The following is a 21,504-nucleotide window of genomic DNA, read 5'->3' on the forward strand; positions in this document are numbered from 1 at the left end:
CATGACCCGCACTGTGGTTGCCACGACCCCGATCGAAGGCCAGAAGCCCGGCACATCAGGCCTGCGCAAGAAAACCCCGGTTTTCATGCAGCCGCATTATTTGGAAAACTTCGTTCAGTCGATTTTCAACGCCACCGGCGGCGCCGAGGGCAAGACCTATGTGCTGGGCGGCGACGGGCGCTATTTCAACGACCGTGCCGCACAGGTGATCCTGCGCATGGCCGCCGCCAACGGGGCGAAAAAGGTCATCGTCGGCGTGAATGCCCTGCTGTCGACCCCGGCCGCCTCCAATCTCATTCGTAAACGCAAGACCGATGGCGGCATCATCATGTCCGCCTCGCACAATCCCGGCGGTCCGACCGAGGATTTCGGCGTCAAGTTCAACAGCGACAATGGCGGCCCGGCCAACGAAGGCATCACCGACCGGATTTATGCCGAGACCCAGAGCCTCAGCGAATATGTCATCTGCGAGAGCCACGATCTCAACCTCGCAGCCCCCGGCATGACGACGCTCTACGGCATGGAGATCGAGGTGGTCGATCCGGTCGCCGATTACCATCTGATGATGGAAGAGATCTTCGATTTCGAAGCGATCCGCACGCTTTTCGCCTCCGGTTTCACCCTGCGCTTCGACGCCATGCATGCCGTCACCGGCCCCTATGCCAAGGCGATCCTCGAAGGCTCGCTGGGGGCCCCCGAGGGCTCCGTGGTCAATGCCGTGCCCTCGCCGGATTTCGGCGGCGGTCACCCCGACCCGAACCCGATCTGGGCCAAACCCCTGATGGATCTGATGTTCTCCGGCGACGCCCCGGATTTCGGCGCGGCCTCCGATGGCGACGGCGACCGCAATATGATCGTGGGCCGCAACGCCTATGTGACCCCCTCCGACAGCCTTGCCGTGCTGGCCGCCAACGCCACTTTGGTGCCGGGCTACAAGAGCGGGCTCAAGGGCGTGGCGCGGTCCATGCCGACCTCGCGGGCGCTCGACCGGGTCGCCGAGGCCTTCGGCATTGCCTGTTACGAGACGCCGACGGGTTGGAAATTCTTCGGCAACCTCCTGGATGCGGGCCGTGCGACGCTTTGCGGTGAGGAAAGTGCCGGCACCGGCTCCGATCACGTCCGCGAAAAGGACGGTCTCTGGGCCGTGCTGTTCTGGCTCAACGTGCTCGCCGTGCGCGGTCAGAGCGTGGCGGAGATCATGGCCGATCACTGGGCCAAATACGGTCGCAACTACTATTCCCGCCACGATTTCGAAGCAGTCGACAGCGATGCGGCTCACGGGCTGATGCAGGCGCTGCGCACCCGTCTGCCGAACCTGCCGGGCCGTGAGGTGGAGGGCATGACTATCGAGGCCGCCGACGAGTTCGCCTATGACGATCCGGTTGACGGGTCGCGCTCCGAAGGGCAGGGCATTCGCATCCTGTTCAAATGCGGTGGGCGGATCGTGTTCCGGCTCTCCGGCACCGGCACCGAGGGCGCGACGCTTCGGGTCTATCTCGAAAAAGTGGAAACCAACGCGGCAGCGCTTCAGGACAATCCGCAGAACGCGCTTTCGGGGATTGCGGCGGCAGCGGACAGCCTTGCGGAAATCCGGGCCCGCACAGGGCGGAATGCCCCGGATGTCATCACCTGAGAGGGGTTGACCGAGATGAGAAAGGCCGGGGATTGCCCCGGCCTTTTTGCGTTTCACCCCTCGAGAAACGGAATGGGCAGGCCGAAAGCTCCGGCCAGAAGCACGAAATTCAGGCTCAGGACCGCAATCGCGCCCAAGATCGCCAGCAGGCGGATCAGCGGCGAGACGGCGAACACCCCCATGATGTCGCGGCGGGCGACGAAGACGATCAGCGCGATCATCGGCACCGGCAGGGCGATGGAGAGGATCACCTGAGACACGACGAGCGCCTGCGTGGCGTTGATGCCCATGGCCACGACGACAAAGGCCGGAACCATGGTGATCAGGCGGCGCAGCCAGATCGGGATACGGATGTGCAGAAAGCCCTGCATGATCATCTGCCCGGCCATGGTGCCGACGACGGAGGACGACACCCCCGAGGCGATGAGAGAGGTCAGAAAGATCGCCGCCGCCGCGCCGCCCAGCAAGGGTGTGAGCGTGTGATAGGCGGTCTCGATCTCGGAGACGTCGGAATGGCCTTGGTGAAAGGCGCTCGCCGCCATCATCACCATCGCCATATTGACCATCCCCGCCACCGCCAGCGCCAGAACCACTTCGGTGTTGGAAAAGCCCAAAAGCTTGCGCCGGTCATTGTCGTCGCGGGGTGCTGCGCGGGACTGGGTGAGGCCCGAGTGCAGGTAGATCGCATGCGGCATGACCGTCGCGCCGATGATCCCCACGGCAATCGTCAGAGCGGCATGATCGGGCAGGGCGGGGCTGACGAGGCCAAGCCCGGTGGCCTGCCAGTCAATCGGGGCGATCAGAATCTCGGCAAGGTAACACAGGCCGATCACCCCCACCATCGCGCCGATGATCAGCTCCATCGGGCGAAACCCGCGGCCCTCGAACAAGAGGATGCCATAGGTCACGAGGGCGGTGATCGCCATGCCGACGATGAGCGGCAGGTTGAACAAAAGCGACAGGCCGATGGCACCGCCGAGGAATTCGGCGAGGTCGGTGGCCATGGCGGCGATCTCGCTCACGAACCACATCACCAGAACCACGGGTTTCGAGAAATTGTCCCGCGACAACTCGGCAAGGTTCTTGCCGGTGACGATGCCGAGCCGGGCGGAGAGCGCCTGAAACAGCATGGCGATGAGGTTGGCCAGCAGCACGACCCACAAAAGCGTATAGCCGTACCCGGCCCCCGCCTGAATGTTCGTGGCATAATTGCCCGGGTCCATATAGGCCACGGAGGCGATGATCGCAGGGCCTGCGAACAACAGCCGCGCGCGCAACCCATGGCGCTCGCCACGCAGAACGGCGGCGATGCCAGTACGGGTGTTTCTGGAAAGATCGAGCATGTGTGGTGGGTCCTGACTGGTCGCCAAAGGCGACTCGGATGGCTTTCTTGCGTTCGATTTATAGCCATTGCTATATTTCTTGCAAAACACAATTTTTTGTGCAGATGTATTTTCATGCCGCACACTGGTCCTTCGGGCCGGGTGTGACTATATCTTCGGCAAAGAGGAGGCGCGCATGACCGAGATCGACGGACAGGTTCCCGAACGCTTCGCCCGTGCGCGCGAGGCGCAATCGGTCGCGCTTCTGGAAGATTACGTGGAAATGATCGGCGATCTGATCACCGAGTTGGGTGAGGCACGCGTCGCCGACATCGCCGAACGCATGGGGGTCGCGCAACCCACGGCGACCAAGGCGATCTCACGCCTCAAACGCGAAGGTCTGGCCACGGCACGGCCCTATCGTGGCGTGTTCCTGACCGAGGAGGGTGCCGATCTGGCCGAGCGTGTGCGGGCCCGCCACCGCACGGTGGTCGAACTTCTGGTCGCGGTGGGCGTGCCCGAAGAGGTCGCCGAACTGGATGCCGAAGGGATCGAGCACCACGTCTCCGACGAGACCCTCGCCGCCTTCGAAGCCTTTCTCAAAAACACGTAAACCGGACGGCAAAGAAAAAGGCCGGGCAAAACGCCCGGCCTTTCGTTGTCCTGTGTCCCGATCCCGTCAGGCGGTTTTCTTCTTGCCGCCGAAGACCTTGCGCACGATCACAAAGAACAGCGGCACGAAGAGGATGCCGAAAACGGTCCCGGTGATGGTGCCGCCGAGCACGGCAGCCCCCACGGCCCGACGACCGCCCGCACCCGCACCCGAGGAGAGCACCAGCGGCACAACGCCCAAGGAGAAGGCCATCGAGGTCATGATGATCGGGCGGAAGCGCTGCTTCGCCGCGGTCAGCACCGCCTCGAACATATCCTTGCCCGCATCCACCTGTTCACGCGCGAACTCGACGATCAGGATGGCGTTCTTGCCGGTCAGACCGATCACGGTCAAAAGGCCGACCTGAAAGAACACGCCGTTGTCGAAGCCGAAATGCCAGGCGGTGAACAGCGTTCCCAAAATCCCCACCGGCATGGCGAGCATGACGGAGAAGGGGATCGCCCAGCTCTCATAAAGCGCCGCGAGACAGAAGAAGATCGCGGCCAGCGACAGCATGTAGAGCATCGGTGCCTGCGAGCCGGAGTCCTTTTCCTCAAGCGACAGACCGGTCCAGGCCACCGAATAGCCGCCGGGGATCTGGCTGACGAGGTTTTCGATCTCCGCCATGGCCTCGCCGGTCGACACGCCCGGGGCGGGAGAGCCCTGGATCTGCATCGACGGCGTGCCGTTGTAGCGGGTCAGGCCCTGAGGACCATAGACCCATTGCTCGGAGGTGAAGTTCGAGAACGGCACCAGTTCGCCCGACGAGTTGCGCACCCGCCATTTCTGTAGGTCCTCCGGTGTGGCCCGGCTGTCGGCATCGCCTTGGACATAGACGCGCTTGGTGCGGCCATTGTCGTTGAAGTCGTTGACATAGGACCCGGCCATGGCGATCGACAGCGTGTCGCCGACGTCGCCCGGATCGATGCCCATGGCCCCGGCGGCGCGCCAGTCGATGTCGAGCTTGAACTGCGTCGCATCCTCAAGACCCGAAGGCCGCACGGAGGCAATGAGCGGGCTTTGTCCGGCCATGCCCAACAACATGTTGCGCGCTTCCAGAAGCTGTTCGTGGGTCTGACCGCCCTGCGCTTGCAGGTAGAAGTCGAACCCCGAGACGTTGCCAAGCTCGATCACCGCGGGCGGCACGATCGGGAAGGCCATGGCTTCCTGAATGCCCATGAAGGCGGGGAAAGCACGGCCCGCGATGGCCTGCACCGATTGCGCCGGGGAAGAGCGTTCCTCCCAGTCCTTCATCCGGATAAAGGCCAGACCGTTGTTCTGCCCCTGACCGGAGAAGGAGAAGCCCGCGATGCTGAACACCGCATCGACATTCTCGCTTTCGGCGGAGAGGAAATAGTCCTTGATCTGGGCGTTGGCCGCGAGCGTGTTCTCGGCGGTGGAGCCCGCAGGCCCCTGTACCAGCGCCATCATGATGCCCTGATCCTCGTCCGGCAGGAACCCGGTCGGGGTCTGCATGAACAGCCAGGCGATGCCCGCCCCCATGCCGCCATAGATGACGAGCATCCGCAACGGACGCCGCACCATATAGCCCACGGTCGAGCCATAGCCGCCGGAGAGCTTGTCGAAGGCCTTGTTGAACCAGCCGAACGGCCCGCGCTTGGCGTGATGCGCATCCTTGCCGCGCAGGATGGTGGCGCAGAGCGCCGGTGTCAGCGTCAGCGCGACCACCACGGAGAGGAGCATGGCCGAGACGATGGTGATCGAGAACTGGCGATAAATCACGCCCGTCGAGCCACCGAAGAAGGCCATCGGGATGAACACCGCCGAGAGCACGAGGGCGATGCCCACGAGAGCGCCGGTGATCTGGTCCATCGACTTGCGCGTGGCCTCGCGGGGGCTCAGCCCTTCCTCTTCCATGATCCGCTCGACGTTCTCCACCACCACGATGGCGTCATCGACCAGAAGACCGATGGCGAGCACCATGGCGAGCATGGTCAGCACGTTGATCGTGAACCCGAAGACCGCGAGGATTGCGAAAGTCCCAAGGATAACGACCGGCACCGCCAGCGTCGGAATGAGCGTCGCACGGATGTTTTGCAGGAACAGAAGCATCACGAAGAACACCAGAACGATGGCCTCCATCAGCGTTTTCTGCACCTCATGGATCGAGATCTCGATGAAGGGCGTGGTGTCATAGGGGATGACGTAATCCATGCCCTCGGGGAAGTATTGCGCATATTCGTCGATCATCGCACGCACCCGTTTCGAGGTGTCGAGCGCGTTGGCGCCGGGGGCGAGCTGGATCGCCATGCCCGAGGCGGGCTGGCCGTTGTATTGCGAGATCGTGGAGTAATTCTCCGCCCCCACCTCGACCCGCGCCACATCGTCCAGAAGCACGAGGCCGCCGTCGGATTCCGAGCGCAGGATGATGTTGCGGAAATCGTCCGGGGTTTGCAGTAGAGATTGTGCGGAGATCGTGGCGGTGAAGGCCTGACCCTCGGGCGAGGGCAGCGAGCCGAAGGAGCCGGCAGAGATCTGCGCGTTATAGCCCGAGACGGCGGACACCACATCCGACGGGGTCATGTCGAAGGCCGCAAGTTTCGACGGATCGAGCCAGATCCGCATGGCGTATTTTGCGCCGAACACCTGCGTGCCGCCCACGCCTTCGATCCGGCTGAACGCATCCACCATATTGGTGTTGAGATAGTCGGCAAGGTCGGCCTGATCCATGCTGCCGTCGCGGGAGATCACCCCCAGCACCATCAGGAAGCCGGCGGAGCTTTTCTGCACCGTCACACCCTGTTTCTGCACCGCATCGGGCAGAAGGGCAGTGGCCTGCGACAGTTTGTTCTGCACCTGCACCTGCGCGATGTCCGGGTCGGTGCCGGTCGCAAAGGTCAGCGTGATCGAGGCCGAGCCCGCCGAGGTCGACGAGGACGACATATAGCGCATGCCGTCGAGCCCGGTCATCTGCTGTTCGATGATCTGGGTCACGGTGTTGGCCACCGTTTCGGCGGAAGCGCCGGGGTAGGTGGTGCGGATCGACACCGAGGGCGGTGCGATCTGCGGATATTGCGCCACCGGGAGCGTGAAGATCGACAAAAGGCCGATCCCCATGATCAGGATGGAAATCACCCAGGCAAAGACCGGGCGGTCGATGAAAAAACGAGCCATATCAACAGGTCCTTATGCCGGTCATTCGCTGGGCTGGGCGTCTTGGGCAGCAGCGGGCGCGGCCGGAGCCTCGGCGCCCTGTTCCTGCGGCGTCACGGTGGCGCCTGCGGCGGTCTTCTGAAGACCCGCGACGATCACGCGTTCGCCCTCGGCCACGCCGCCGGTCACCACCCAGTTGTCGCCCTGATCGCTCACCACGTCGAGCACGCGGCTTTCCACCACGTTCTCGCCATTCACGACCAAAGCCATCGGACGCCCGCGCCGGTCGCGCGTCACCGCTTCCTGCGGAACAAGCACCGCGCCGGGCACCACGCCCTGCGGCATCTCGACCTGAACATACATGCCCGGCAGCAGGAAATGGTCCGGGTTCGGGAAGGAGAGCCGCAGCACGATCGTGCCGGTGTCTTCGTTCACGTAAGGCTCCGCAGCGGACAATTCGCCCTTGAACTCATAGGAACTGCCATCCGCGAGCGTCAGCGTCACGGTCTGGCCGAGCGTCTCGGCAAATTCCGACCCGCTGCCCATCCGTCGCCAGCGCAGCATCTCGGAGGCCGCCTGCGTCACGTCGACATAGACCGGATCGAGCGCCCGGATCGTGGTCAGCGCGGTCGATTGCCCGGAGGTCACAAGCGCCCCCTGGCTCACCGCGCTCAGACCCACAGCCCCGGAAATCGGCGCCCGGATCTGGGTCCGTTCAAGGTCGATCTCCGCCGACAAAAGATTGGCCTCGGCCACTTTCACCGCCGCGAGCGCACTGTCGCGCTCGGCAATCGCGCTGTCGAGGTTCTGCTGCGCCACGACATTGCGGGTCTTCAGCTCCTGCTGGCGCTCGTATTCGATTTCCGCCGATTTCAGCGCCGCTTTCGCCTGTGCAAGGCTCGCCTCCGCCACGGCCTTCACCGCTTCATAGGTCGCCGCGTCGATCTGATAAAGCGGATCGCCCTCGCTCACCGTGCTGCCTTCCTGAAACAGCCGCTTCTGGATGATGCCGCCGACCTGCGGACGGACCTCGGCCTCGGCAGAGGCGGCGACCCGGCCCGGCAGCGGGCTGCTGAGCGTCACATCCCCCGACGAGAGCGTGACCACGGTCACAGGCGTCGGCGGCGGGGCGTTTTGGGCCAGAACGGGCTGGCCCGCCATCAGGGCGAGGGCGAGCAGAGCGGCGGTCCGGCGGGGCAGGACAGGGCGTGGGCTGGGCATGAAAGTCTCCGGCAAAACAGACCCCGGATCGTTTGCGATCGGGGCTCAAGGGGTTTTGAGGGGCGCGAATGCGCGGCGGTCAGGGCAGGTTCCGGCTGTGCGTAATCTGTGCATTGGAACTTCGCTTGAATTTTGATTAAAGAAACCCGATAGTTTTGTAAAGCGCGCGGGATGTGCGCATCTGAGCAGGGAGTTGTGGGCTGTCGCAGATGTCTAAATATGAGGCAGAGCCTGAGGGGGCCGCGTCGCAAGAGACCGGAGCACGCAAGCGCGGGCGACCGGTGCAGATGGATTTCGAGGCGCGCGAAGAGGTGATCCTCGACGCCACCCATGCGCTCATGATGGAGCGCGGCTTCGATCAGGTCACCATGTCCGCCATCGCCCGGCGCGCGGGCATGTCGAAGCGCACGCTCTACGCGCATTTCGACAGTCAGGAAGCGCTTCTGGGTCGCGTCATCGCTCGCGTCAGCGCCTCGATTTTTCAGCCCCTGCCCGAAGAGGATCAGGACAGGCCGTTTTCCGAGCGGCTCGATCTGCTTTTGACCTTCAACAAACCGCCCGGATCGGACCGGCACAAGTTGGAATTCCTGCGCACCATGGTGGCGCGGGCGCAGACCTATCCGGCGCTGGCGCGTGGGCTGGTGCATGAGGGGCGCGGGCGGTTGACCGGCTATGTGCGCGACGAAATCATGCGCGAAATCACGGCGGGGCGCCTGTCGCTTGCCCCGGATCAGGCGGCGCTGTCGGCCGATCTCATTGTCAGCATGGCTTTCGGCGATCCTCTTGTGCGCCTGCTCGATCTCGAGTTCGCCGAACCGACGCCCGAGATTTTGGCGGAGCGGCGCGCTTTGGCGGTCCGGCTTTTCCTGACGGGCTGTGCCGTAAAAATGGGCGATGACGCCTGAATTTGCAGGCCCGCCCCGGCTGCGGTTGCGCGTGCTCTCGAACCCTCCGGCTTTCGTCGCTAGGGTTTTGGGACGAGACAGCAACGGGACGAACGCATGCCGATCTATCGCACCACCCTCGGCGGAGAGGTGTTTGGCTTTTCCAACCTCGCAGGCGTCATGGCCAAGGCCACGCCCGCGCGCTCGGGCGATGCTCTGGCCGGGCTGATCGCGACAAGCGATGTCGAGCGCGTCGCCGCCCAGATGGTTCTGGCCGATCTGCCTCTGAAAACCTTCCTCGAAGAGATGCTGGTCCCCTATGAGGACGATGAGGTCACCCGTCTGATCGTCGACACGCATGACGCGGCGGCTTTCGCCCCCGTCTCGCATATGACCGTCGGTCAGTTCCGCGACTGGCTCCTGTCCGACGCCGCCACACCCGCTGCTTTGAAGGCGCTTGCTCCCGGTCTCATGCCGGAAATGGCGGCGGCGGTGTCAAAGCTCATGCGCAACCGCGATCTGATTGCGGTCGCGCGCAAGATCACCGTGGTCACGGCCTTCCGCTCCACTCTGGGCCTTGAGGGCCGCATCGGATCGCGGCTTCAGCCCAACCATCCGCAGGACGATCTGAAAGGCATCGTCGCCTCCACCCTCGACGGCCTGTCCTATGCGGTCGGCGATGCGGTCATCGGCATCAACCCGGCGACCGACAATATCCCGACCGCCATGACGCTGATCTCCATGCTCGACGATCTGCGTGGCCGTTACGACATCCCGACGCAAAGCTGCGTTCTGACCCATGTCACCAACTCGATCGAGATCATCAATCGCGGCGCACCCCTCGATCTGGTGTTCCAATCCGTTGCGGGCACCGAGGCCGCGAATGAGGGGTTTGGCGTCACCCTGTCGATCCTCAAGGACTCCCATGACGCTGCGCTCTCGCTAAACCGGGGCACGGTCGGCCAGAACGTCATGTATTTCGAAACCGGGCAGGGGTCAGCCCTCTCCGCCGACGCCCATCACGGCATCGACCAGCAAACCGTCGAGGCCCGCGCCTATGCCGTCTGCCGCGCCTTCGATCCGCTGATCGTCAACACGGTGGTGGGCTTTATCGGGCCGGAATATCTTTATGATGGCAAGGAAATCATCCGCGCCGGGCTTGAGGATGTATTCTGCGGCAAACTCCTCGGCCTGCCGATGGGCTGTGACGTCTGCTACACCAACCATGCCGAGGCCGATCAGAACGACATGGATGTTTTGATGACGCTTCTCGCCAATGCCCGTGCGCAATTCCTGATCGGGGTGCCGGGGGCCGATGACATCATGCTCAACTATCAAAGCCTGTCGTTCCACGACATCGCCTATTTGCGCAATTCTCTGGGCCTCAAGGCCGCGCCGGAGTTCGAAAGTTGGCTCACCGCCATGGGGCTTGTGTCCGAAACCGGCCATCTGCTGCAAAGCGATCTGGGCGCGGCACGGCTTTTGGAGGCGGCGCAATGAGCGATGTGGTGAACGACAAATGGGCCGCCCTGCGCGCCGCCACCCCCGCCCGCATCGGCCTTGGCCGCAACGGCGCGGGGCTTCCGACCGGGGCCAATCTTGAGTTCCAATTCGCCCATGCCCGCGCCCGCGATGCGGTGCATTCCGGCCTCGATGTGGGTGCCTTGGAGGCCGAGCTTGCCCCATTCGAGGTGATCCGCGTCGCCTCCGCCGCCCCCGACCGCGCCAGCTACCTGCGCCGCCCGGACCTTGGCCGTAAACTCGGAGCGGGCGAGGCCGAAAAACTCAACGCCCGTACCCCCTGCGACGTGGCATTTGTCATCGCCGACGGCCTGTCCTCCGCCGCCGTTCAGGCCCATGCCGCCGCCGTGGTTCACGCGGCAAGCGCCAAGCTCGACGCCCTGACCCTTGGCCCGGTCGTGGTCGCCACCCAGGCCCGTGTCGCCATCGGCGACGAGATCGGCGCGGCCCTCGGCGCGCGTTTGGTCGTGCTCTTGGTCGGCGAGCGCCCCGGCCTGACCGTGGCCGACAGCCTCGGCGCCTATCTGACCTATGGACCCAAACCGGGCCTCAAGGATAGTCTTCGCAACTGCCTGTCGAACATCCACGGCAAGGGCGGCATGTCCTATGATCAGGCCGCGACGAAAATCGCATGGCTCACCCGCGAGGCCCTCAAACGCGGTCTCACCGGCACCGGCCTCAAAGAAGAAGGCGGGTCACTCGAACAAGAAAACGCCCCGCACATCGGCGAGGCGTAATCTTTAGATTTCAATGCGGTGAGGGGCGATCTTACATCTCCGCCGCAACCGTGGTTAGGGCGTTGTCGACGGCACTCAGGATCTCGTCGATGTCGTCCTCTTTCGAGATCAGCGCGGGCGAGAAGCACAGCGTGTTGTTGAAGCCCGGCAGCGAGCGCATGGTCGCGCCGATGATCACGCCCTGCTTGTCGCACTCGGCGACCACCGCCTGAACCAGCTTCTCGGCGAGCGGTTCTTTGGTCTCGCGATCCGCCACCAATTCCGCCCCGCAGAACAGGCCCAGACCACGCGTGTTACCGATCAACTCATGCTTGTCCTCAAGCGCAGCCAACCCGTCCATCAACCGCTTGCCCATCACCTTGGTGTTGTCCAACAGGCCCTCTTCCTCGATGATCGCCACGTTCTCAAGCGCTGCCGCCGGACCGCCGGTGCAGCCGCCAAAGGTGGAAATGTCGCGGAAGTGGTTCAGCGGGTCTTCGGGCTTGTCCTTGAACATGTCGAACACCCGGTCGGACGCCAGCATCACGGCAATCGCCGCATAGCCGGAGGCCACGCCCTTCGCGGTGGTCACGAAATCCGGCTCGATGCCGTAGTTCTGATAGCCGAACCACTCGCCCGTGCGCCCCATGCCACACACGACTTCGTCGATATGCAACAGGATGTCATACTTGCGGCAGATCTCCTGAATTTTCTCCCAGTAGCCTTTCGGCGGCGTGATCACACCACCGCCCGCCGTCACCGGCTCAAGGCAGAGCGCGCCCACCGTGTCGGGGCCCTCGCGCAGGATCACCTCTTCGATGGCCTCTGCGGCGCGCTCGCCGTAATTCTCGACGTCCCACTGTTTGCGGTACTCAAGGCAATGCGGCACCTCGACGAAATCCGGCACAAACGGTCCGTAATGCGTCGCGCGCTGCTGCTGGCCGCAGGCCGAGAGCGTGGCGATCGTCGTGCCGTGGTAATCGCGGTCGCGGTAGAGGATTTTGGATTTCTTGCCACCATAGCGCTGCGCCGAAATCTGGCGCACCATTTTGAAAGCCTTTTCATTGGCTTCTGAGCCGGAGTTGCAGTAATACATCCGCGACAGCCCCGGCGTTTTCGCGGTCAGAACCTCGGCGAATTTCGCCGCCGGAATGGACCCCGCGGAGCCCGCGAAATAGTTCATCTTGATCAACTGATCGCGCACCGCATTGGCGATCCGCTCGCGGCCATAGCCGACGTTCACCGTCCAGACACCGCCGGACACGGCGTCAAGGAATTCGCGCCCGTTCTGGTCCCAAACCCGCATGCCTTTGCCCTCGACGATGATCCGGGGATCGCGCGTTTCCAAAAGCTGGTGCTGGAACATATGGTGCCAAACGTGGGCGCGGTCGGCCTCGATAACGGCGGAAAGATCATTGTCGTGCATGGCGGGAGACTCCGTGTTTCTTGGCGCAAGTAAATCACCGCTTGCAGGCAGGGCCTATAGAGCCAGGGCTTTAGATTTATCGGGCCAGTCATTTTTTATATCAAATGGTCAAAATATGAGCGCAAACTTTCTGGACTCATTGTTTTGAAATGCTGGTATCTTTGCCGGGCCGGATTTTCGGGCAATGCAAGAGGCATGAGCCAGATCGCATCCCAATTCCCCGACCCGCAGGCCGTCATCGCGGCCTATGAAACCCTCAACCTCGTGGGCGGTGCCCGTGTGCCCACCGCCTCCGGCCTCGATGTGTTGAACCCGGCCACCGGGGCGCTTTTGGGCAGGGCCGCCGCCTCCGGTCCGGCCGAAACCGACGCAGCCGTGCAGGCGGCGAAAGCGGCGGGGGCGGCCTGGGCTTTGATCCCGGCCCGCGAGCGCGGCAAACGCGTCGCCGCCGCAGGCCGCGCGCTTTTGGAGAATGTCGAATTGGTGGCTCAGGTTCTGGCCCGCGAGACCGGCAAAGCGATCCGCACCGAATGCCGGGGCGAGGTCAAAACCGCCGCCGATATCCTTGAATTCTATGGCGGATTGGGCTCGGAACTCAAAGGCGAAACCATCCCCTTCAGCCCGCGTATGTTGACCATGACCACCCGCGAACCTCTCGGCGTGGTCGCCGCCATCGTGCCGTGGAACGTGCCGCTGGTCCTCATGATGCTCAAAATCGCCCCCGCTTTGGTCGCGGGCAACACGGTCGTCGTCAAGGCGTCTGAGGATGCGCCCTTCGCCACATATCTCGCCGCCGAGATCGTCATGGAGCATCTGCCTGCGGGCGTCTTGAACGTGATCAACGGTGACGGCCCGAATTGCGGCGCGGCGCTCACCGCCCACCCGGATGTGGCGAAAATCACCTTCACCGGCTCCGAAGAGGTGGGCGAGATCGTCTACAAAGCCGGGGCTGAGCGCATCGTGCCGGTCTCTCTCGAACTCGGCGGCAAAAGCCCGATGATCGTCTGCGCCGACGCCAAACTGTCCAAGGCCGTCCCCGGCGCCATCGCCGGCATGCGCTTCACCCGTCAGGGCCAAAGCTGCACCGCCTCCTCGCGCATCTATGTCCACGAAAGCCTCTATGACGCCTTCCTCGACGCCCTTGTCGCCGATCTGAACGCGCTCAAAATCGGCGATCCATTGGACGAGGCCACCGACATCGGCACGATCATCAACGCCAAACAGGCCAAGGTGGTCTCCGATTACGTTGCCAAGGCCGAGGCCACCGCTGGCGCCAAAGTGGTCCGTTGTGGCCAGATGCCTGAGGACAGTGCGCTCTCCCCCGATCTCTTCGCCATGCCGACGCTTCTGCTCGACCTGCCCGAAGATCACCCCTGCCTGCGCGACGAAATCTTTGGCCCGGTGGCCGCGATCCAGAAATGGTCCGACTACGAGGACGTGATCGCCAAAGCCAACGACAGCCGCTATGGCCTCGCCGCCTCGGTCTGGACCGAAGACCTCTCCACGGCGCTGGACGCCACCTCGCGCCTCAACGCGGGCTATGTGCAGGTGAACCAGAACCTCACGATCCAGCCCAACGTCTCCTATGGCGGGTTCGGCCGCTCGGGTCTGGGTAAGGAAGCGTCGCTGGAAGCCATGCTGGCGCATTTCACCCGCTCGAAGACGATTGTGATCGCGATGGACTGAGAGGGGCACATTGGGCGACACGAGCAGACAGCGGCGGAAGTCGGCTTTGAGGCCTTTGTCCCGGCTTTGCGCGGCATTGCCATGTTGCAGCCTACGCTCGTAGTATAGGGTATTCAAAACGGCCGTGCTCTTATGCTGCCTTTCCGGAGCTATCGATGAAATCCGACCTCGTCATTGGGATTAAAACCCAGAAAGACCTAACCTCTTGGGAGGATGGCGAGAGGTTGCTGTCTACGGTGTTTTCCACCCCCAAGCTCATCCCCCAACGTGTTGCTTCCTTTGCCGAAGTTTCAAGCCGCAACGGCAGCGACGTCGGCGCGCTCACCGACTGTTGTGCGCATTGGGCGCTCAAGGCGACGATAGAGGCTGAAGGCGCCAAGTCAGAGTTCACGCAGGACTTTCACTGGGTGCGCAAACGGATAGCCAAATCACAGGGGGCTATCAGCTTTGCGGGCGCAACCAAGCCGCGGGGGCACCCGCAGTTCAGCCACATCAAATTTTGGGCGCAGCATCGGCCTGAAATCGACTGGGCAGGGTTGTTTCGTGAATGGTGCCTCCTGACGCAACCCTATGCGGCGATTTTACATCCGCTTGTGTTGCAGGATGGCCCGAACGCCGGCGCGCCGCGCGGTGAGTTATGGCGCGGCGTCGACGAGGTGCAACAACAGGCATGGTCCCACTATCTGGGCGGAAGCTTCTTCACCGGGTTTCGCGCGGGAGATTTGAACTCCCAGTATTCTGGGCTCACCAATCCTGGCTGGGCTTCGTGGTTTGGAGGGCCCTACGCGCAGGAGGTTGATGTCGCGGCACTCCGATCGGCAGGATTTCCGGTCGAAGAGATCGGGTCTGGATATCTTGTGCAACTTACGGCGGAGCTCGGCGAGGTTGTCAGTGATTTCGCACTGTTTTCTCGTCGCCGTGCCGCTTTAAAAGGGCTGTTTCGACCAAAGCTATTTATGATTGAGGGCGAGCCGGATGACTGCTGAACGGCACCTATGGCAAATGTCGGCTTTGTCCCGCAGAGCAGCCCATCCTCCTTCCCCGAGATCACAACTCCGCGTTTGAGTGGGGCGTCGATACCACGGCCTGCCGGGGCCGGCATCATGCCCGACAAAAGTCCGACATATGTCCGACGCTTTGCCGACAGGGAAAATTCAGCTTTCGGGGCAGGTCCGTACCGTTTCGATCGCCGCTTTCAGCTCCGCAATCCCCGGCGCAATTTTGGCCAGATCAATCGCCCCGAACCCAAGCCGGAGCCGGTTGCGCGGGGCATCCGCGCGCAGGTAATGCGGCGTGCCGTCCTCGACCAAAACGCCGCGCGCTTCGGCCTCCGCCTTGACCGCACCCGCGTCCATGTCTTGCGGCAGGGCCAGCCAGACGCCGGAGCCGCCGGTGGTCATGGTCAACTCGCAATCGGGCAGTTGCCGGTCGATTTCTCTCAACATTTCCCGCCATTTATCGGCCATGCCCCGGCGGTGGCGGCGGATATGCGCGTCGTAATGGCCTTCGGAGAGAAACAGCGCCATGGCCCGTTGTGCCAGCGCCGAAGGGTGGCGATACATCAGTCGTCGGAGCGCCCGCATCTCGCGGATCACCGCCGGATCGGCGGCGACAAAGCCCAGCCGAATGCCGGGAAACAGCGGTTTGGTGAGCGAGCCGATATGGATCACACGGCCCGTACCATCGAGCGCCTTGAGCGTCGGATGCTGCGCGCCGACGAAGTTCAGTTCATGTTCGTAATCGTCTTCGAGGATCAGGAAATCATGGGTCGAAGCCGCCTCCAAAAGCGCCAATCGACGCTCCATCGGCATGGTGATATTCGTGGGGCTTTGGTGGCCGGGGGTCACATAGACGAGATTGGTCCCGGCCATATTTTCCCCGGGTTTCAATCCGTTGCGATCCACGGGCGAGGGAATGACTTCGGCGCCTTGGGCTTTGAAAATGTTGCGCGCATCGACATAGCCGGGGTCTTCGACATGGATCACCCGACCGGGTCCGAGGAACAGGTTGGCGACCATCCAGATCGCGTTTTGCGCCCCCACCGTGATCAGCAATTCGTCGGGCCCGGCGCGAAAGCCGCGCTGCGGCAGCACCCGCCGCGAGATTTGTTCGAGCAGAAGCGGATCGTCGCTGTCGAACAGATCGTCGGCCCATGTGCCGACATGCCGTGTGGTGCCCGCCCGGCGCAGACAATCGCGCCAGCGGGCCACCGAAATGTCGTCGCGCCCGACCTGACCGTAGATGAACGGGTAGGGAAAGCGTCGCCAGTCGGCGCGTTTGGCGATGTTGAGCTGTTCGGTGAAGCGGCGCGGCAGGAAACGCGAAAAATCGGCGCGCGTGCCTGCACCAATCTGCCGTCGTGGCGGTGCGACATTGAGTTTCTCGCGCACGAAATTCTCGTCGATGAAATACCCACGCCGGGGTTTTGCGGTGATGAACCCATCCTGATGCAGCCGCTCGTAGACGATGGAAATCGTGTTGCGCGAGACTTTCAGCGTCTTGGCGAATTCGCGTGACGAGGGCAGCGGATCGACCGGCGAGAGCGCACCGTCGAGGATCGCTTGAATGAGCCGTTCCTGAATCTGGTGCTGGAGCGAGGCGCTTTGATCGAAGGGCTGTTCGAAATAACGGTCGAGCATGTGGCCTCTCATGGATTTGTGCACGGTCCCGATCCTGCCTTGAGACGAGCAAAGCAGCGGGTCAAGCGCCACTCTATTGTGCAGCACGAAAGGCGGCAGGAGGAAAGCCCCTCTGGCACCATAATTTGCCAATTCTGGCTCTAAATTGCGCAAAAGCCCGCCCTTTAGGCTTTTGCATGAGCGGTTTCGGGCCACGGTCCTGCCGCCGGATAACAATAAACCGAATAACAGCAAATACGTTCACGGGGAGTGACATGACGAACATCAAAACCACCAGTGGCCTCAAACGCCGCTCGTTCCTGAAAGGCACCGCGACGGTTATGGGCGGTCTCGCCGCACCGGCCCTCGTGAGCCGCGCAGCGCTGGCCTCCTCCGGCGAAATCAACGTGATGATGTGGTCCGACTACCTGCCGGAGAGCTTCGTGTCGGCCTTTGAGGGGTCCACTGGAATCAAGCTGAATTTCACCGGCATTGGTTCCAACGAGGAGATCATCAACAAGCTGAAAGCCACGAATGGCGAAGGCTTCGACATCGTCTCGCCGACCGTCAACCGCAACCTCCTCTGGGCCGAGCTTGGCCTCTTGCAGCCCTTCGATATGACGAAAATCGCCATCGAAAAGGTCAACCCGGCGATGGCTCTGGGCGAAAAGCACTGGAATTTCGGTGGCTGCTGCTGGGTGCCGCATATCTGGGGCACCGAGGGGGTCGCGTGGCGCACCGACATGTTCACCCCGGCGGGCGAGTTCCCGTCGTACTACGACATCTGGGATGACGCCAACGCTGGCAAAACCATGGGCCGCGGACACTCCATGCTCCTGGGGCTCGGCCTTGGCATGGAACGCCTTGGCATGATGGAGCCGGGCTCCATGTGGGCGGCTTACGAGTCTCCTGAGAAAATGACCGAGGTCTGGACCAAGGTCGTCGAGCACGCGATTGAAAAGAAAGGCAATATCAAGCTGATCTGGAGCGACGCCGACACCCAGAAAAACGGTCTTTTGAACGAAGGCGTCGTTGTTGGTCAGACCTGGGACGGTCCGCCAATCGCGCTGAAAAACGAAGGCGAGCCGGTGATGTACCGTGCGCCGGTCGAGGGCGCGATGGCTTGGGTTGACGGCATGGCGATGCCGACGGGCGCCAAGAACATCGAGCAGGTCTATGCCTTCATCGACGCTTGCTACAACCCCGAGTGGGCCGGTGAGGCGATCAAGACCCATGGCTACAACTCGCCGGTTCTGGGCGCGGATGCCTTCGGCGGCGAGATCTACGCCAAGAACTTTGCCGATGCCTATCCGGGCGAGGCTTTGGCGAACCTCAACGCATGGCCTGCGGAAGCCCCGTGGTACTCGGAAATGCGCACCGAGTTCACCAACAAATTCCTCTCCGCATAAGTCTGCGATCAGGCCCCGCCCATTGCGCGCGGGGCCTTTTCATACCTAAATTCATAAGAGAGGCAACATGCCCGAGACCCTCCCAGATCGCTCCGTCCTCCTCGATCACGTCACGATCCGCTTCGGCAATTTCACCGCCGTCGACAACGCCAATCTCAAGATCAATTCCGGCGAATTCTTTTCCTTTCTTGGCCCCTCCGGCTGCGGCAAAACCACGATGCTGCGCTGTATTTCCGGCTTTTCCGAGCCGACCGAGGGCAAGGTTCTGATCGGGGGCAAGGATATGGCGGGCGTCGGTCCGAACAAACGCCCGACCGCTTTGATTTTCCAACACCTCGCCTTGTTCCCCCTGATGACCGTGGCCGAGAACATCGCCTTTCCTTTGGAGGTGCGGGGCGTCTCGAAGAAAGAGCGGCGCAAGAAGGCGGACGAGTTGTTGGAGATGATCGCCCTGCCGGGGATCGGCGACAAGAAACCGGGGGAGCTGTCTGGCGGGCAGAAACAGCGCGTGGCGATTGCGCGCGCTTTGGCTGTTGAGCCGGATATTCTCTTGCTCGACGAGCCGCTCTCTGCGCTCGATCTCAAGCTGCGCCAGCATATGCGCACGGAGCTGCGCGCCATTCAAAAACAGGTTGGCGTGACCTTCATCTACATCACCCACGATCAGGGTGAGGCGCTGACCATGTCCGACCGTGTGGCGGTGATGAGCCGGGGCGTGATCGAACAGGTGGGCGAGCCGGATCGCATCTATAACCGCCCGCGCTCGGCTTTCGTGGCCTCTTTCGTAGGCGAAAACAACGCGTTGCAAGGCGTGATCAAGGGCCAGTCTGGCGAGACGGCCGCGCTTGAGACGCCGATGGGCACGTTCGAAGCCCGCGTCGGTGGCGGGCGCAAATACAAGGTGGGCGATCAGGCGCTCTTGTTTGTGCGGCCCGAACAACTGATCCCCGGAGCCTCTGAGAACGCGTTCCAAGCGACGCTCGCACGTCAGGAATTCGAAGGCGCGACCAACCATGTTTTTGCGAAAGCCGGTGAGAACGAGCTGCGCATTTCCATGGTCAACGCGGGGCTCGCCGGGAGCTTGCCGGGGCAGGGCGAAAGCCTGTCTCTGGGCTTCGCGCCGATGAATGGCACTATCCTTCCGCTCGGGCATATGGCGAGCGAAACATGAAACAGTTGAAACTCGCTTATAACACTCTGTTGGCCAAACACGGCATGGGCGCGGCCCTGTTCGTCGCCATTTCCGTCACGCTTTGGGTCGTCTTGTTCATCACCCTGCCGCAGCTTTCGATGCTGGATTATTCCTTCCGTTTCAATCTGCCGGCCGATCAGCTTGGCACCGAGGCGGATCACTACACGCTCGATCAGTACCGCAGTTTCTTCTTCAACAACGACGGTTCGGTCAACACGCTCGACATCATGATCCTTGTGCGCACGCTGATTGCGGCGCTGATCGTGACTTTGATTGATGTGCTCATCTGCTATCCCATCGCCTATATTCTCGCCCATGGGGCCAAGGGCCTTGCCGCCCGTCTCATGGTGATCGGGCTGATCATTCCCTATTGGATCAACGAGATTCTGCGCGCTTTTGCCTTTCGCGTGCTGTTTGGCTCGACGGGCGTCGTCAACACCTGGGGGATGCAGCTCGGGCTTTGGGACGCGCCGGTGGATTTCATCCGCGCAGATGTGGCGCTCTATTGTGGCCTCGCCTATGCCTATATTCTGTTGATGATCTTCCCGATCTACAACGCCGTCGAAGCGCTGGATCATACCCAGGTCGAAGCGGCCCGCGACATGGGCGCACCTTTGTGGCGGGTGCATTGGCGGGTGGTTCTGCCAATGGCGAAACCGGGGATCGTGTCGGGGGCGACCATGGTTTTTATGCTCACCGCAGGTGCCTTGGCCGCGCCGCAAATCTTGGGTGGGCCATCGTCCCTGTGGTTCACGCAGCTGATTTATCAGTGGTTCAATGAGAGCTCGAACTGGCCCAGAGGCTCGGCCTATGCCGTCGTCTTGCTTCTCACCTGTATCAGCTTCGTCCTCCTGATGATGCGCGTGTTCAAGGTCTCTGTCGGGGAGATCGGCAAATGAGCAGGAATACCATTTTCGGTGGCGCCTATGCGCTTGCGTTTTTCTCCTTCCTGTTCGGCCCGTTGATCATCATGGCGGCGACCGCGTTCAACTCGTCGAAATTCCCGCGGGTCGCGCCTTGGGAGTGTTTCACGACCAATTGGTTCAATGAGCTGTTCGGCAATGCGCGCCTGATGGAAGGTCTGCTGAACTCGGTGATCATTGGCGTGGGGGTCGTGGCTTTGGCGGTGCCCATCGGGCTTGCGGGAGCTTTGGCGCTTTCGGAATTGCCCGCGAAACTGCGCTCGATGCTCTACACCGTGCTGATCCTGCCGATCCTGATCCCCGGCGTTGTTTTGGGGATTTCGACCATCGTGCTCTGGGGCCAGATCACGCGCGGCATCGGGGCCGGGTTGCTCTACAACGGCTATTTCCTGACCATCGTCGGCCAGATCACCTTTGTCTCGGCCTATGCCATGTTGGTCTTCATCGCGCGGCTTCAGCGCTTTGACGCGACCCAGACGGAGGCGGCTTTGGACCTTGGCGCCACGCCGGGGCAGGCGTTTCGCAAGATCCTTCTGCCTTTTATGGCGCCCGCGATTGGGTCTGCGGCCTTCATCACGCTGCTGGCGAGCTTCGAGAATTACAACACCACCGTGTTCACGGTACTCTCGGAAAGCACGTTTACCACGGCCTTGGCCTCCAAGGTGCGCCACGGCACCGATCCGTCTTTGTCGGCTTTGGCGGTGATCATCATCACCATCACCTTGGTCGGGGCTTTGACCAACGAAGCGTTCCAGCGCCGCAGAGAGGCCGAATCCGGAGGCCGCGCCGCGCGCTCGGCCCTTTACGCCAATCCGGTGACGCGGGCGCTGACCCATCCGGGCGTGGTCTTCGCCATTCTCGTGGCGGTGATCGGCGGGATTTCTTATGCGGGTTCGCAATACGACAGCGGCCAGTGCGAAGCGGCGATCCTTCAGGAGAAGCTCGACCGTCAGGAGGCGCTTCGGGCCGAGCAGCGCGCCAAGATCGAAGCGGAACAGGCGCAGCAGGGCGTCACCGTGCCGAAACCGGATAGTGCCTTTGGCGGGGCGTTCGGGGGCGTGGGGACACCGGCTCCGGCAGCGCCTGCGACGCCGAAACCGGAAAGCCCGTCGGCCTTTGGCGGGGCCTTCGGGGGGATCACCGCCCCGAAGACAGAGGAATAAGAAAGGGGGCCGAAAGGCCCCCTT

16 protein-coding genes are annotated in these 21,504 nt (G+C 62.5%); 11 read left to right on the plus strand and 5 right to left on the minus strand.

The window, feature by feature from the left end; genetic code table 11:
* Position 1 precedes the first annotated feature (1 nt).
* On the plus strand, positions 2-1,633 hold the full coding sequence (locus V1475_RS11105) for an alpha-D-glucose phosphate-specific phosphoglucomutase (protein ID WP_479412792.1): 1,632 nt from the start codon (positions 2-4) through the stop codon (positions 1,631-1,633).
* A 53-nt stretch (positions 1,634-1,686) separates the two neighbouring features.
* Here the strand turns inward: V1475_RS11105 and V1475_RS11110 are convergent, their stop codons facing one another.
* Positions 1,687-2,976, minus strand: coding sequence for an Nramp family divalent metal transporter (locus V1475_RS11110; protein ID WP_479412793.1), 1,290 nt, complete (start codon positions 2,974-2,976; stop codon positions 1,687-1,689).
* A gap of 175 nt (positions 2,977-3,151) precedes the next feature.
* Here V1475_RS11110 and mntR point away from each other — a divergent pair, with 175 nt between their 5' ends.
* Positions 3,152-3,568, plus strand: coding sequence for a manganese-binding transcriptional regulator MntR (mntR, locus tag V1475_RS11115; RefSeq protein ID WP_434287747.1), 417 nt, complete (start codon positions 3,152-3,154; stop codon positions 3,566-3,568).
* A 66-nt stretch (positions 3,569-3,634) separates the two neighbouring features.
* Here mntR and V1475_RS11120 read toward each other — a convergent pair whose 3' ends face one another.
* Together V1475_RS11120 and V1475_RS11125 are read right to left on the minus strand one after the other, a co-directional pair.
* The gene (locus V1475_RS11120) at positions 3,635-6,742 is read right to left on the minus strand and encodes an efflux RND transporter permease subunit (protein ID WP_479412794.1); all 3,108 of its coding nucleotides are present in this window, start codon (positions 6,740-6,742) and stop codon (positions 3,635-3,637) included.
* Positions 6,743-6,763: 21 nt separating this feature from the next.
* Entirely contained in the window at positions 6,764-7,942 is a 1,179-nt protein-coding gene (locus V1475_RS11125; RefSeq protein ID WP_434287745.1) for an efflux RND transporter periplasmic adaptor subunit, read from the minus strand.
* Positions 7,943-8,151: 209 nt separating this feature from the next.
* On the opposite strand from V1475_RS11125, the gene V1475_RS11130 reads away from it, so the two are divergent.
* The 3 genes from V1475_RS11130 (at position 8,152) to eutC (ending at position 11,084) form a co-directional block, all read left to right on the plus strand.
* On the plus strand, positions 8,152-8,847 hold the full coding sequence (locus V1475_RS11130; RefSeq protein WP_479412795.1) for a TetR/AcrR family transcriptional regulator: 696 nt from the start codon (positions 8,152-8,154) through the stop codon (positions 8,845-8,847).
* 96 nt (positions 8,848-8,943) lie between these two features.
* Complete coding sequence (locus V1475_RS11135) at positions 8,944-10,326, plus strand: ethanolamine ammonia-lyase subunit EutB (RefSeq protein ID WP_479412796.1); 1,383 nt, start codon at positions 8,944-8,946, stop codon at positions 10,324-10,326.
* The gene (gene eutC / locus V1475_RS11140) at positions 10,323-11,084 is read left to right on the plus strand and encodes an ethanolamine ammonia-lyase subunit EutC (RefSeq protein ID WP_479412797.1); all 762 of its coding nucleotides are present in this window, start codon (positions 10,323-10,325) and stop codon (positions 11,082-11,084) included. The genes V1475_RS11135 and eutC overlap by 4 nt, the downstream gene beginning before the upstream one ends.
* A 31-nt stretch (positions 11,085-11,115) precedes the next feature.
* Here the strand turns inward: eutC and V1475_RS11145 are convergent, their stop codons facing one another.
* Positions 11,116-12,489, minus strand: a complete 1,374-nt coding sequence (locus tag V1475_RS11145) for an aminotransferase family protein (protein WP_479412798.1) — start codon at positions 12,487-12,489, stop codon at positions 11,116-11,118.
* A gap of 195 nt (positions 12,490-12,684) precedes the next feature.
* On the opposite strand from V1475_RS11145, the gene V1475_RS11150 reads away from it, so the two are divergent.
* Positions 12,685-14,175 (plus strand): aldehyde dehydrogenase family protein, encoded by a 1,491-nt coding sequence (locus V1475_RS11150; RefSeq protein ID WP_479412799.1) that lies wholly within the window; start codon positions 12,685-12,687, stop codon positions 14,173-14,175.
* Positions 14,176-14,330: 155 nt separating this feature from the next.
* Positions 14,331-15,161, plus strand: a complete 831-nt coding sequence (locus tag V1475_RS11155) for a hypothetical protein (protein WP_479412800.1) — start codon at positions 14,331-14,333, stop codon at positions 15,159-15,161.
* A gap of 168 nt (positions 15,162-15,329) precedes the next feature.
* Here V1475_RS11155 and pdxR read toward each other — a convergent pair whose 3' ends face one another.
* Positions 15,330-16,814 carry a MocR-like pyridoxine biosynthesis transcription factor PdxR gene (gene pdxR / locus V1475_RS11160; protein WP_479412801.1) on the minus strand — a complete coding sequence of 495 codons (1,485 nt, stop codon included), beginning with the start codon at positions 16,812-16,814 and terminating at the stop codon, positions 15,330-15,332.
* A 263-nt stretch (positions 16,815-17,077) separates the two neighbouring features.
* Here pdxR and V1475_RS11165 point away from each other — a divergent pair, with 263 nt between their 5' ends.
* The 4 genes from V1475_RS11165 to V1475_RS11180 all read left to right on the plus strand — a co-directional run bounded on the left by V1475_RS11165 (position 17,078) and on the right by V1475_RS11180 (position 21,480).
* Positions 17,078-18,202: an extracellular solute-binding protein gene (locus V1475_RS11165; protein ID WP_479413969.1), complete on the plus strand. Its 1,125-nt coding sequence runs from the start codon at positions 17,078-17,080 to the stop codon at positions 18,200-18,202.
* A gap of 67 nt (positions 18,203-18,269) precedes the next feature.
* A complete protein-coding gene (locus V1475_RS11170) occupies positions 18,270-19,373 on the plus strand; it encodes an ABC transporter ATP-binding protein (RefSeq protein ID WP_479412802.1) in 1,104 nt (367 codons plus the stop codon).
* A complete protein-coding gene (locus tag V1475_RS11175) occupies positions 19,370-20,293 on the plus strand; it encodes an ABC transporter permease (RefSeq protein WP_479412803.1) in 924 nt (307 codons plus the stop codon). Before V1475_RS11170 ends, V1475_RS11175 begins: the two co-directional genes overlap by 4 nt.
* Positions 20,290-21,480 carry an ABC transporter permease gene (locus V1475_RS11180; RefSeq protein WP_479412804.1) on the plus strand — a complete coding sequence of 397 codons (1,191 nt, stop codon included), beginning with the start codon at positions 20,290-20,292 and terminating at the stop codon, positions 21,478-21,480. Before V1475_RS11175 ends, V1475_RS11180 begins: the two co-directional genes overlap by 4 nt.
* The last annotated feature ends 24 nt before the right edge of the window (positions 21,481-21,504 follow it).

It is taken from the genome of Celeribacter sp. SCSIO 80838 (genome assembly GCF_056498065.1).

Excerpts from the sequence above, each read along its gene's own strand:
- V1475_RS11105 (WP_479412792.1), top strand. The coding sequence starts at position 2 with ATGACCCGCACTGTGGTTGCCACGACCCCGATCGAAGGCCAGAAGCCC.
- V1475_RS11110 (WP_479412793.1), bottom strand. The coding sequence starts at position 2,976 with ATGCTCGATCTTTCCAGAAACACCCGTACTGGCATCGCCGCCGTTCTG.
- mntR (WP_434287747.1), top strand. The coding sequence starts at position 3,152 with ATGACCGAGATCGACGGACAGGTTCCCGAACGCTTCGCCCGTGCGCGC.
- V1475_RS11120 (WP_479412794.1), bottom strand. The coding sequence starts at position 6,742 with ATGGCTCGTTTTTTCATCGACCGCCCGGTCTTTGCCTGGGTGATTTCC.
- V1475_RS11125 (WP_434287745.1), bottom strand. The coding sequence starts at position 7,942 with ATGCCCAGCCCACGCCCTGTCCTGCCCCGCCGGACCGCCGCTCTGCTC.
- V1475_RS11130 (WP_479412795.1), top strand. The coding sequence starts at position 8,152 with ATGTCTAAATATGAGGCAGAGCCTGAGGGGGCCGCGTCGCAAGAGACC.
- V1475_RS11135 (WP_479412796.1), top strand. The coding sequence starts at position 8,944 with ATGCCGATCTATCGCACCACCCTCGGCGGAGAGGTGTTTGGCTTTTCC.
- eutC (WP_479412797.1), top strand. The coding sequence starts at position 10,323 with ATGAGCGATGTGGTGAACGACAAATGGGCCGCCCTGCGCGCCGCCACC.
- V1475_RS11145 (WP_479412798.1), bottom strand. The coding sequence starts at position 12,489 with ATGCACGACAATGATCTTTCCGCCGTTATCGAGGCCGACCGCGCCCAC.
- V1475_RS11150 (WP_479412799.1), top strand. The coding sequence starts at position 12,685 with ATGAGCCAGATCGCATCCCAATTCCCCGACCCGCAGGCCGTCATCGCG.
- V1475_RS11155 (WP_479412800.1), top strand. The coding sequence starts at position 14,331 with ATGAAATCCGACCTCGTCATTGGGATTAAAACCCAGAAAGACCTAACC.
- pdxR (WP_479412801.1), bottom strand. The coding sequence starts at position 16,814 with ATGCTCGACCGTTATTTCGAACAGCCCTTCGATCAAAGCGCCTCGCTC.
- V1475_RS11170 (WP_479412802.1), top strand. The coding sequence starts at position 18,270 with ATGCCCGAGACCCTCCCAGATCGCTCCGTCCTCCTCGATCACGTCACG.
- V1475_RS11175 (WP_479412803.1), top strand. The coding sequence starts at position 19,370 with ATGAAACAGTTGAAACTCGCTTATAACACTCTGTTGGCCAAACACGGC.
- V1475_RS11180 (WP_479412804.1), top strand. The coding sequence starts at position 20,290 with ATGAGCAGGAATACCATTTTCGGTGGCGCCTATGCGCTTGCGTTTTTC.